Origin of the sequence: Brevundimonas sp., assembly GCF_018608325.1 — a bacterium.
Lineage (GTDB): Bacteria > Pseudomonadota > Alphaproteobacteria > Caulobacterales > Caulobacteraceae > Brevundimonas.
Window position 1 is genome coordinate 20,627 of sequence record NZ_JABAZW010000135.1, and the last position, 10,946, is coordinate 31,572.

General features: G+C 65.3%; 12 protein-coding genes. 8 read left to right on the forward strand and 4 right to left on the reverse strand.

All coding sequences use genetic code 11. The annotated features are described in order from the left end of the window. The 3 genes from QZ281_RS13300 to QZ281_RS13310 all read left to right on the forward strand — a co-directional run. Nucleotides 1-190 (forward strand): hypothetical protein (locus QZ281_RS13300; RefSeq protein ID WP_292229119.1); only part of this gene is annotated, 190 nt, incomplete at its 5' end. Nucleotides 191-278: 88 nt separating this feature from the next. Continuing rightward, on the forward strand, nt 279-1,085 hold the full coding sequence (locus tag QZ281_RS13305; RefSeq protein ID WP_292229121.1) for a hypothetical protein: 807 nt from the start codon (nt 279-281) through the stop codon (nt 1,083-1,085). A 311-nt stretch (nt 1,086-1,396) separates the two neighbouring features. After that, nucleotides 1,397-2,005 (forward strand): helix-turn-helix transcriptional regulator, encoded by a 609-nt coding sequence (locus tag QZ281_RS13310; protein ID WP_292229123.1) that lies wholly within the window; start codon nt 1,397-1,399, stop codon nt 2,003-2,005. A 65-nt stretch (nt 2,006-2,070) separates the two neighbouring features. Here QZ281_RS13310 and QZ281_RS13315 read toward each other — a convergent pair whose 3' ends face one another. The 4 genes from QZ281_RS13315 to QZ281_RS13330 form a co-directional block, all read right to left on the reverse strand. Beyond that, nucleotides 2,071-3,132 carry a sugar kinase gene (locus tag QZ281_RS13315; RefSeq protein ID WP_292229125.1) on the reverse strand — a complete coding sequence of 354 codons (1,062 nt, stop codon included), beginning with the start codon at nt 3,130-3,132 and terminating at the stop codon, nt 2,071-2,073. A 20-nt stretch (nt 3,133-3,152) separates the two neighbouring features. Beyond that, nucleotides 3,153-3,911, reverse strand: a complete 759-nt coding sequence (gene kduD, locus QZ281_RS13320) for a 2-dehydro-3-deoxy-D-gluconate 5-dehydrogenase KduD (RefSeq protein ID WP_292229127.1) — start codon at nt 3,909-3,911, stop codon at nt 3,153-3,155. Between the two features lie 24 nt (nt 3,912-3,935). After that, on the reverse strand, nt 3,936-4,781 hold the full coding sequence (gene kduI, locus QZ281_RS13325; RefSeq protein ID WP_292229129.1) for a 5-dehydro-4-deoxy-D-glucuronate isomerase: 846 nt from the start codon (nt 4,779-4,781) through the stop codon (nt 3,936-3,938). A 133-nt stretch (nt 4,782-4,914) separates the two neighbouring features. Continuing rightward, nucleotides 4,915-5,964: a LacI family DNA-binding transcriptional regulator gene (locus QZ281_RS13330; RefSeq protein WP_292229131.1), complete on the reverse strand. Its 1,050-nt coding sequence runs from the start codon at nt 5,962-5,964 to the stop codon at nt 4,915-4,917. 169 nt (nt 5,965-6,133) lie between these two features. Between QZ281_RS13330 and QZ281_RS13335 the strand changes: the two genes are divergently transcribed. From QZ281_RS13335 to QZ281_RS13355, 5 genes are all read left to right on the forward strand, one after another. Beyond that, a complete protein-coding gene (locus QZ281_RS13335) occupies nt 6,134-6,961 on the forward strand; it encodes a fumarylacetoacetate hydrolase family protein (RefSeq protein ID WP_292229133.1) in 828 nt (275 codons plus the stop codon). An 87-nt stretch (nt 6,962-7,048) separates the two neighbouring features. Then, nucleotides 7,049-8,338 carry an MFS transporter gene (locus QZ281_RS13340; protein WP_292229134.1) on the forward strand — a complete coding sequence of 430 codons (1,290 nt, stop codon included), beginning with the start codon at nt 7,049-7,051 and terminating at the stop codon, nt 8,336-8,338. Nucleotides 8,339-8,523: 185 nt separating this feature from the next. Beyond that, the gene (locus tag QZ281_RS13345) at nt 8,524-9,759 is read left to right on the forward strand and encodes an MFS transporter (RefSeq protein ID WP_292229136.1); all 1,236 of its coding nucleotides are present in this window, start codon (nt 8,524-8,526) and stop codon (nt 9,757-9,759) included. A 96-nt stretch (nt 9,760-9,855) separates the two neighbouring features. Beyond that, entirely contained in the window at nt 9,856-10,359 is a 504-nt protein-coding gene (locus tag QZ281_RS13350) for a hypothetical protein (RefSeq protein ID WP_201096977.1), read from the forward strand. A gap of 15 nt (nt 10,360-10,374) precedes the next feature. Then, nucleotides 10,375-10,946, forward strand: a 572-nt coding sequence (locus tag QZ281_RS13355; protein WP_292229146.1) for a PspA/IM30 family protein, incomplete at its 3' end; no start/stop codon positions are given.

Sequence of the window (10,946 nt, forward strand, 5' to 3'; positions counted from 1 at the left end):
CGCCGCCCCTGGCGCAGAGGGCAAACCCTTCTTCACCAACCGCAACGGTCGGTTCGTCGCCGATGGCCTGGCGCCCGGTCGATACCGTCTGCTGGTCCAGGGCGTGGTCGTTGGCGAATTCAACATCCCCGAGAATGTGGAAGGAACGATCGATGTCGGCGAAATCCGCACGTCCAAGCCGGTGGAATAATCACGCGCGCCGACGTCTGTTCTCCTGGCTCTTTACGGCGGGGCTGGCGTTCGGGATCACAACGGGCGCCCAGGCGTGCGACCTCGCATTGACCCGCACGCCCAGCGCCGTCGTCATCGACTACAATCCCTTCGCCGTAGGGCCGTCCGCTGGCGCGCTGGACCTGGGCCTCAAGAACCAGGGCGACGCCGAATGCGACCTGCGCCTGTCGTTCATCGACGAGGCTGGCGTGCCCGCCACCAGCCTGGCCCTGGGCGGGGTCGGCGTGCAGTTTCGCCCGCGCGAGTCTTCCGGCCTGCAAGCCTCGGCCATTGAGCCCGGCGTGTTTCGCTTCTCACTGTCGGGTCAGGCGTCAGGCGACGCCCAACTGGACGCGGCCATCGTCGTCGATGCGGTGCCTGACGCTGGAACCTACGCCGCCGATCTCAAGCTGGTGATCCAGGACGCCGAAGGAAAACTGCTCGTCCCGCCCTTGCCCGTGCGCGTGCAACTGGTGTACACGCCGCGCGCCCAGTTGAACCTGGCAGGGGCGGCGGGCGCCTTCGGTTCCGGCTCCAGCGTCGAGGTCGTTGATTTCGGCGACGCCGTCACCGGCGCGACGCGGCGCATCTTCGTGCAGGTCCGCGCCAACGCCCCCTCGACCCTGTCGATCAGTTCGGAGCATCGCGGGGTGATGCGGCGGGTCGGCGACGTGGAAACCCCATCAAACGTCCCCTATACGGTTGAACTGCAAGGTGAGCCTGTCGATCTGAGCGCGCCCTGGACAAAGTCTATCAATCCGCCGCGCACCCTGGCCGGCGCCTCGCTGCCGATGCTGTTCACCCTGGGCGCCGTCAGCGGCCAGATGGCTGGCAAGTATCAGGACATACTCACCATAGACATTTCGCCCCACTGATCCCCTACCCGCAGTGTCACCCATTCGGGTTAGCCAACAATGGCAATTACGAGTGGCCGATCAAAGTGATAACGCTGAAATCAAGGATAGTCGAACACGGTTTAGAGCGGTCAGACCGACCGTCCTTGTTCGATGAGATCTTAAGGGCGTCCGCACCTGGCGATCTCATGTAGCGTTCTGATTTCAACAAAAAATCACGGCAGTGCGAACGATCTGACCGTGGATTGGGACTGGGGAGAGGCATGATCGAGCACGCGTTTACACAGGCGCCGCCAAGGGCTGACGCGAACAGACATTTCAGGGGCCCAATCGTGGCGCCCCTACGTATGACCGAGCGCCGCAGCTTCCTGTCCGGCCCAGGCCCGCTGCCGCAGGATGACTGCACAAGCTGGTTCGAACATGATGGTCTGGCGCGGTTTGTTCTGGATGCGCAAGGCGCCATTCAGCAATGCAATGCCGCAGGCCGCGCCATGATCGCCTCTGGCATGGTCGGCGCAGGTGGCGCCTTCCTTTGTCAAAAACACCGCAATCGCCCCGAGTTCGACAGTCTCCTGGCCCGACTGAACACGCACCGTCAGCCCAGTGGCCGGATCCTGTTCAGGGCTGGGGACGATGACTGGTGCCTGCTGGACCTGATCGCCCTGCCCGAGATCGAAGGCAAGATTTTCGCCACCGCCCGCCCTGCCCAATGCGTCAGCGCCGAGGGCATCGAATCCCTGCGCGCCGTGTTCGGCCTGACGCGCGCCGAGATCACGGTCCTGTCTCACCTGACCTGCGGCGAACCGCCAAAGGAGATCGGCCGCAAGATGGACGTCTCCATCCACACTGTCCGCGCCCACCTCCGCGCCATCTGCATGCGCATGGGCGTCAAAGGCATCAACGGCGCACTAAGACTGAGCTTCCAGCTAACGACCACATGAGGCGGCGACCGCCTCGGCCTTACGGCCCAGTCTCGACGGGCAGTAAAAGCCGACGCTTCTCCTGATCACCGTCGAATATCAAATCCGCCGCCGCCCATTGCGGCGTGAACGTCTGCCGCTGAGAACAGGTTGAAGTCGCCGGGGACTGAGTGTTTCAGCCCGGCGGCGGCGAGGCCGAAGTCCAGCGCCTGCTGGTCTTCCCAGCCGCTCCACAGTCCGAACAGAACGCCGGAGGCGAAGGCGTCGCCGCCGCCGACGCGGTCGATGACGCCGCTCAGATGGATGGCTTCGCTGTGAGTTTCGATGACGCCGGTATCGCCGTCACGGGTCAGCATGACGGCGGACAGGGCCTGATCGGCGACGCTGTCCTGAACCCGCAGGGTGCAGGCGATGCGCTCAAGGCGGGGGAAGGCGGCGAAGGCGGCCTTGGCCGCCTGACGGCGGCGCTCGGCGGGATCGGGGCTGTCGAACGTCGTCTTCAGCACCAAAGCAAAATCGCGGTCGTCGGCGAAGGCGATGGTGGCGCCCGCCAACATCCGGCCCAGCGTCGCAGGCGGATCGCCGTCCCATTGCTCCCACAGCTTGCCGCGGAAATTGCCGTCATAGCTGACCTTCACGCCTTTGCGGACAGCCGCCTCGATGATGGCGACGGCGGCGGCGGAGCCGTTGGGACCGGTCGCAGGCGTGACGCCCGAGGCGTGCAGCCATTCGACACCGTCCAGCAACTGATCCCAGTCGAAGGCGGTGTTCACCTGCTCGACAAAGGCCGAGCCGGCGCGGTCATAAAGGACTTCGGACGGACGGCGCACCGCGCCCGGCGTCAGGAAATACAGACCCATTCGTCCGGGCGTGAAGACGATGGAACTGGTGTCGACGCCGTGTTTGCGCACCTCGTCGCGGGCGGCGTGGCCCAGAGGATTGTCCGGCAGAACCGTCGCCATCCGCGTCGGCGCGCCGAAGCGGGCCAGGGACACGGCGACATTCGCCTCGGCCCCGCCCGGACGCACGGTCAGGGCAGGGGACTGCAGCAGCAGCTCGTTCTGGTTCGGCGATAGCCGCAGCAGCATCTCGCCGAAGCAGAGAATCGTACCGGCGGCAGCCGAGGAACCCGAGGCGGTGTTGGTCATGTCGGAACGCTAGCCTGGTGTCAGCGCGCCTGCCAGCCGCCGTCGACCGGCAGGATGGCGCCCTGGACATAGTCGGAGGCTCGGCTGGACAGGAAGACGGCGGCGCCGCCCAGGTCCGAAGGCTCGCCCCAGCGACCGGCGGGGATGCGGCCCAGGATCTCGGCCGAACGCACCGGGTCTTCGCGCAGGGCCTGGGTGTTGGCCGTGGCGAAATAGCCGGGGGCGATGGCGTTGGCGGTGATGCCGTGCGGCGCCCATTCGTTGGCCATCAACTTGGTCAGACCCGCAACGCCCGACTTGGACGCCGTATAGGACGGCACGCGGATGCCGCCCTGGAAGGACAGCATGGAGGCGATGTTGATGATCTTGCCGCCTTCGCCCTGTTTGATGAAGTGGCGGGCGACGGCCTGGCTCATGAAGAAGACGGTCTTCAGGTTGATGTTCATCACCAGATCCCAGTCGGCTTCGGAGAAGTCGACGGCGTCGGCGCGACGGATCAGACCGGCGTTGTTCACCAGAATGTCCACCCGGCCCATGGCCTCAAGGGCTTCGGCCAGAACGCGCTCAACCGGCTCGATCGAGGTCAGGTCAGCGGTGACGGACGCAGCGCGGCGGCCCATGGCCTGAACCTTGGCGACCGTGTCGTCGGAATCCGACAGGGCGACCGAGACGATGTCGGCGCCGGCCTCGGCCAGAGCCAGGGCGATGCCCTGACCCAGACCCACATTGCCGCCAGTGACCAGTGCGACCTTGCCGGTCAGGTCAAACGGATTGCTCATGGTGTTTTCTCCCCGTTTCTTCAGTTACTTGAGCTGGCAGATGTCGAGCTTGCACATGTCGGTGTAGTCGAGGTTCTCGCCGCCCATGCCCCAGATGAAGGTGTAGTTGGACGTGCCCGAGCCCATGTGGATCGACCACGGCGGGCTGATGACGGCTTCGCCGTCGGCCATGACGATGTGGCGCGCCTTGTCCGGCTCGCCCATGAAGTGGAAGACGCGGTCGTTCTCGCCCAGTCCGAAGTACAGATAGACCTCCGAACGGCGGTCATGCAGGTGCGGAGGCATGGTGTTCCAGACCGAGCCGGGCTTCAGCACCGTCACGCCCAGCAGCAGCTGGCAGGACTTCACCTTGGCCGGGACGATGTACTGATAGATGGTGCGCTCGTTGGAGGTCTCCAGCGAACCCATCTCCAGCGGCACGGCTTCGCTGATCGAGATCTTGGTCAGTTCGTAGCGGGCGTGAGCCGGGGTCGAAATCAGGTAGAAGCGGGCCGGTTCAGCCGGGTTCTTCGAGGTGAAGCTGACCTCGGTCGAGCCCATCGGCACATAGAGGCCGTCCTGGAAGTCCAGTTCGATGGTTTCGCCGTCCACGGTGACCGCACCTGCGCCGCCGATGTTGACGACGCCCAGCTCGCGGGCGTGCAGGAAGGGCTTGCCCGCCAGCGACGGCGGCTCGGAATGGCTGGGCAGGGCCAGGGCGCCATCGACCGGAGCAGCGCCGCCGATGACCATGCGCTCATTGTGCGTGTAGTTCAGGCTGACTGCGCCCGAAACGAACAGGCCGTCGACCAGGTAGCGGTCGCGCAGCTGCTGGTTGGAGGCGCCGTCCATCATGTCCGGATGGGTGGCCTGATAAACCTTGTCGTACATGCCGTTTTCCCTGGCTTGCGCTGTGCGTCTTGTCTTGAGGCGGCCGTTTTCGACCGTCTGATGAGCGACTAGGTAACCGGTGTCAGAGTCGGTGACAAGCACTGGCCGAGACTTCTTTGGCCGAAGTCGGTGGTCAGTCTGCGGGCACGGCGGACTTGCGCACGATCAGGGCGGGACGGATTTCCGGCTGCTCCAGCTGGGCCGGGTCAATGCCGCGCATCGGGGCCAACAGCTTCTCGGCCGCCATCCGGCCCATGTCGCGGATCGGCAGGCGCACCGAGCTCAGATTCGGCCAGACGCGCGCCGCCATGGGCAGATCATCGAAGCCCACGATGGACAGATCGCGCGGCAGCTCCAGCCCGCGATCACGCGCCGCCTGCATCACGCCGATGGCCATGTCGTCGTTCAGGGTGAAGATGGCGGTCGGCGGCTCGGGCAGGGACAGCAGCTGGTGTCCCGCCTCAATGCCTGATTCGAAGGTGTAGGCGCCGTGGATGTCGTATTCGGGGGGCAGGGGGATACCGCGCTCGGCCAGGGCGTCGCTGAACCCCTTGCCGCGTGTCTGGGACGAGCGGAACAGGTCAAGGCCGCGCACCAGGGCGATCTTGCGGTGACCCAGGTCGGCCAGGTGGTAGGCGGCCTCTGCGGCGCCGATCCAGTCATTGGTGACGACCATGGATTGCGGTTCGTCCAGCGCCACGGAGGCGATGCGGACGTAGGGGGTGTCCAGTTCCTTGAGCAGGGCGATGACGTTTTCGTCTTCCGACATCGACGGCGGCATGATGACGCCGAACAGGCGCTGACGCTCCACGAAGCCGCGGATGTCCTCAAGCAGGGTCGGAGAGGTGCGCAGGCACGGGTGCACGACCAGTTCGAGGCCCGAACCCTTCAGCGCATCCAGCACGCCCTGCTGCATGTTCACGACATAGGTCGGGCTGGGGTTGTCGTAGATCATGCCGACCAGGAAGGATCGGCGGAAGGCCAGGCCCCGCGCCTGCGGATCGGGCGTGAAGCCCAGTTCCTTGATGACGGCGTTGACGCGTTCGCGCGTATCCTCACGCACGAACGGCGATTGGTTGATGACGCGCGAGACCGTCTTCTTGGAGACTTCCGCAATCCGCGCGACGTCATTGATCGTGGCCCGCTTGCCCGGCTTAACAGGGCGCGGATCGTCATGAGCCAAGGCGGCTCCTCCCATCTTGTCGAACAGGAGGAATAGCCGGGACTGGCGGACGACGCCAACAGAAGGTTTGAAACGGCATTGACACCGGTTTCCTTCGCCGTTCATATCAACGTCCATTCACGAGGCGTTCCCCCTTGATCCTGATTTCTTCACTCCCGAGCCTCGCCCGATGAGCGTGACGGCGGCCAAAGATTCTGATGCTCCGGCCCAGGCCGTGGCGATTGCGCAGCAGTTCGTCTCGGCACGTCTGGAGTTGCGCCACACGCCTGAATATCCGGGACAAATTCCTGAAACCATGGCGGAATCCTACGCCATTCAGGACATCGCCATCGGTCTTTTCCCTGATGAAGTCGTGGGCTGGAAGGTCGGCGGCGTGCCGCCTGCGCAGCAGGATCGACTGGGCGCGCACCGGCTGGCCGGCGCCATTTTCGCTCGTAATGTCTGGCCTGCGTCCGGCGACACCGTTGTCCCCCTTCCGGAGATCGAAGGCGGGTTCGCAGCAGTCGAATCAGAGTTCATCGCCCGTATCGGCGCCGACGCCGATCCGGCCAAGATCGACTGGACCATCGAAGAGGCCGCAGCGGCGGTCGACAAGGTCTTTATCGGCGTCGAACTGGCGGGCAGTCCGCTGGCGGCGATCAATGATCTGGGCTCGGCCGTCGTCGCCTCCGACTTCGGCAATAACGGCGGCCTGATCGTCGGGCCGGAGCTGGAAAACTGGCGCGAGCGGATGGATCAGGTCGAGGTCGAGACCGTGGTCAATGGCGCCAGCGTCGGCACCGGCGGCGCGCAGTCACTGGTCGGCGGGGCGCTGGAATCGGTGCGGTTCCTGTTGGAACATTGTGCGCGTTGGGGCCGCCCGCTGAAGGCCGGAACCCTGATCTCGACCGGGGCGGTGACGGGTGTTCACCGCGTCCATGCCGGCGACGAGGCGGTCTGCATCTTCAAGGGCATTGCTGAAATCCACTGCTCAGTCGTGAGGGCCGAGCAGGGCTAAAGACATCATCAGACGCGAACCCGCCCGCCGCGCAGACGGCAGAAGAGACGGGACGCGCCGAGGAAATACAGGAACGGGTAGAGTACCATGACTGACGCTTCGAGCGCGGCGGCGCCGATAAAGATCAAGGCGCCGTCACCGGGCAAGTACCGGTGGGTGATCATGTGGCTGCTGTTTGCAGCCATGGTCATCAACTATGTCGACCGCCAGATGATCGGCTTCCTGAAGCCGACCCTGTCCGCCGAGTTCGGCTGGTCCGAGACAGACTATGCCGACATCGTCTTCTGGTTCCAGGCGTCCTACGCCGTGGCCTACCTGTTGTGGGGCCGGATCATGGACAAGATCGGCGCCCGCTGGGGCCTGGGGGTCGCCTTCGGCATCTGGCAGATCGGCCATATCCTGCATGGCGGTGCGCGTGACCTGTCGCACTTCATCATGGCGCGCGTGGTTCTGGGCGCGGGTGAAGCGGGTGGCTTCCCCGGCAGCATCAAGGCAGTCGCCGAGTGGTTCCCCAAGAAGGAACGTGCGCTGGCCACCGGCCTGTTCAATGCGGGCACCAATATCGGCGCCATCGTCACGCCGCTGATCGTGCCGGGGTTGGTGCTGGCCTTCGGCTGGCAGATGGCCTTTGTCATCACCGGAGCGCTGGGACTGATCTGGCTGCCGATCTGGCTGCTGATGTACCGCCGCCCGCGCGAGCAGAAGAACCTGTCCGCCACCGAACTGGCCTATATCGAGCAGGATCCGGCCGACACGGTCGAGAAGGTCAAGTGGACCAAGCTGCTGACCGTGCGTGAGACCTGGGCCTATGCGCTGGGCAAGTTCCTGATCGATCCGATCTGGTGGATGTTCCTGTTCTGGCTGCCGGACTTCCTGGGCAAGACCTATGGGCTGGACCTGAAGACGTTCGGTCCGCCGATCGTGGCCATCTATCTGCTTTCCGACGTGGGTTCGGTCGGCGGCGGCTGGCTGTCCTCGCGCTTCATGCATCGCGGCATGAGCATCAATAACGCGCGCAAGCTGACCATGCTGATCTGCGCCCTGTGCGCCGTTCCCGTGGCCTTCGCGGCCCTGGCCTCGAACCTGTGGGTGGCGGTCGGGATCATCGGTCTGGCCACGGCGGCGCACCAGGGCTTCTCGGCCAATCTGTACGCCTTCCCCGGCGACGTCTTCCCGCGCTCTGCGGTCGGTTCGGTCGTGGGCATCGGCGGGATGCTGGGCGCCATCGGCGGCATGGCGATGGCCAAGTACGCAGGCTACATCCTGGATCAGATCGGCACCTATACGCCCATCTTCATCGTGGCGGCCTCGGCCTATCTGCTGGCGCTTCTGGCCGTTCACCTGCTGTCGCCGAAATATGCGCTGGCCAAGGTCTGATGAGACGGGCGGCCGGGCGCTTTTAGTCCGGCCGCAACAAGCCCCCCTCTGACGCGGATTTTATGCCGTGCGAGCGGTGTCGGGATTCCTCTCCCGGCGCCGCTTCTTTTTTGCGTGAGACCTGCCATCATTGGCGGGTGAGGGAACACCAGGGATCTACGACCGCGAATGCGGCGAACCCGTCGATGTCAGAGCGCCGCCCGGTCGGGCCAGCGTTCCTGATCGGCTATGCCGTCGCCTATATCGGGGCCTTCCTGGGGGTCGCGCCCCTGCTGCAGATCCTGGCCCCGGTCCATGCGGCGGCCATCGACCCTGCCGCCAAGGCCGCCATCTTCAGTCAGGCCATCTTTTACGGCTGTGTCGCCGCCGGGTTCGGCAATATTCTGGGTGGGGCGATCAGCGACCGGACGCGGTCGCGTCACGGGCGGCGCAGGCCGTGGATCATCGTCGGCGCCGTTCTGACCGTGGCCAGTTATGCGGTGCTGTGGTGGTCGAAAACGCCCTTCATGATGGTGGTGGGGCTGGTCTGTTTCCAGTTGGCGTTCAATGTCCTGCTGGCGCCGCTGATCGCCCTGTTTGCTGATCGGGTGCCGGACAATCGCAGGGGTGTCATGTCGGCCGTGCTGGGCATGGCCTATCCGCTGGCGGTGACCCTGGGGTCGGTCATCATGGCCTGGGGGCCGCAGAGCGAGACGGCGCGGTTCGCCACCCTCGGCGGCATCGTCCTGTTGGCCACCATCCCGTTCGCCGTGCTGTCGCGTGAAGACGCCCCGCCGCCGGGCGAGGTGCGGGCGCTGTCCTCGGGCCTGTCGCCCCGCAGCCTGTTCAAGCCCTTCGCCAATCGTGATTTCAGTCTGGCCTGGGCGGTGCGGTTCCTGATCGCGACGGGCTATTCGTTGGTGGCCTTTTATCTGCTGTATTACATCGCGGACGCCATTGGTTACGCCGACCTCTATCCCGGCCAGACTGCGGAGGCGGGGCATTCGCTGGTGATGACGGTTTCGCTGGCCGGGGTGCTGGGCGTCAGCTTTCTGGTGGCGCTGGCCGGATCGCGCATCAAGCGGCGCAAGCTGTTGGGCATCGGCGGCGGGGTGCTGCTGGCGGGGGCGGGTCTGCTGCTGGGGGTGACGCCGGACTGGATGCTGGTGGTGGTCGCCTTCGCCTTCTACGGCATGGGGCAGGGGGCGTTCGGCTCCATCGAGATGGCGTTGATGACCGATGTGCTGCCGTCTGCCGAGGATCGGGGCAAGGATCTGGGCCTGATCAATCTGGCCGTGACCCTGCCGCAGGCCACGGCGCCCCTGGCGGCTCTTGTTCTGCTGGAGGGTTTCGGTTTCGGCTTCCGCAGCCTGTTCTTCGCCGCCGTCGTCTGTTTCGCCTGCGCCACCCTGGCTCTGGCGGCGATCAGGCGCGTCAGGTGATTAAGGTCGATTGACGGTTGCGGCCGTGCGTCGCACGGTAGATGCGGATCGCTGTTCGATGTTTACGAACGTATTACGTTGTGCTACGTCTGTGTCATGGCTTCTCTCACTACGCCCCTCAGCGTTCGATTGTCGGAAGACGACACCAGCTTTCTGGCGGAGCTGGAAATCGAAGGCGCCGTCACGGCCAGCGACAAGATTCGAGGCCTGATCCGTCAGGCGCGGCATCGCGCCGAGCCGGTTGATTCTTTCCCTGTCGCCCTGGCGATCAGCCACGAACATCTGGCGGCGGCGGTGCGGTCTGTCCGGGTCATCGAGCAGGATCTGGATTGTCACTCAGAGGTGGCGGTCGGGCTGATGACGACGGCGGAAGAGTTTCTGGCCCTGGCGCTGGCGACGCCCCGTCCGGGCGCGGCGACTAGCGATCTGTCGCGGCATGAGGCGCGTCTGGTCGACTGCGCCGCGCGGATGACCGAGCAATTGCTGCGCTGGGCGGTGACGCCGACGGCGCCAGCCTATGACCCCGCTGTGATCACGCGCAGGCTGGCGGGCCTGTCGGACTTGATGCGGATTGTTTCTGCGGCTCAGGCCGCGCGCTAACGGAAGGATAGGATCATGGCGGACACCCTGGGCGCACGCGTCGGCCGCATCGTCTCTGGCAGCGCGCATGCGTTGATCGACGCGATCGAAGGCACGATGCCGGATGCTGTCATCCAGCAGACCCTGCGCGAAATCGACAAGGCGGTGGACGACGTCCGCGCCGAACTGGGACGCACCCTGGCCAGCAAGCATCTGGCCAACAAGCGGCTGACTGAGCAAAGCAGCCGTCACGAGGAACTGTCCGGTCAGACCGAACTGGCCCTGCGCGAAGGGCGCGAGGACCTGGCCCGCGCCGCTGTTGAACATCAGTTGGACGTTGAGGCGCAAATCCCGGTGCTGGAGGCGACGGTCGCCGACGCCGTCAAGCGCGAGATCGAGCTGGAAGGCTATGTCGCGGCCCTTCAGGCCAAGCGCCGTGAGATGGAAGAGGCGTTCCAGTCCATGCTGCTGGCCCGCGCCCGCAGCGCACAGGAAGCGGGCGCCGCAGCCTCCCCGGATGGCGGACCCAGTGTCACGCGTCGGGTCGAGAATGCGACCGGCGCCTTTGATCGGCTGATGGCGCGCGAAGGTGCGCCGGGGCTGGGCGG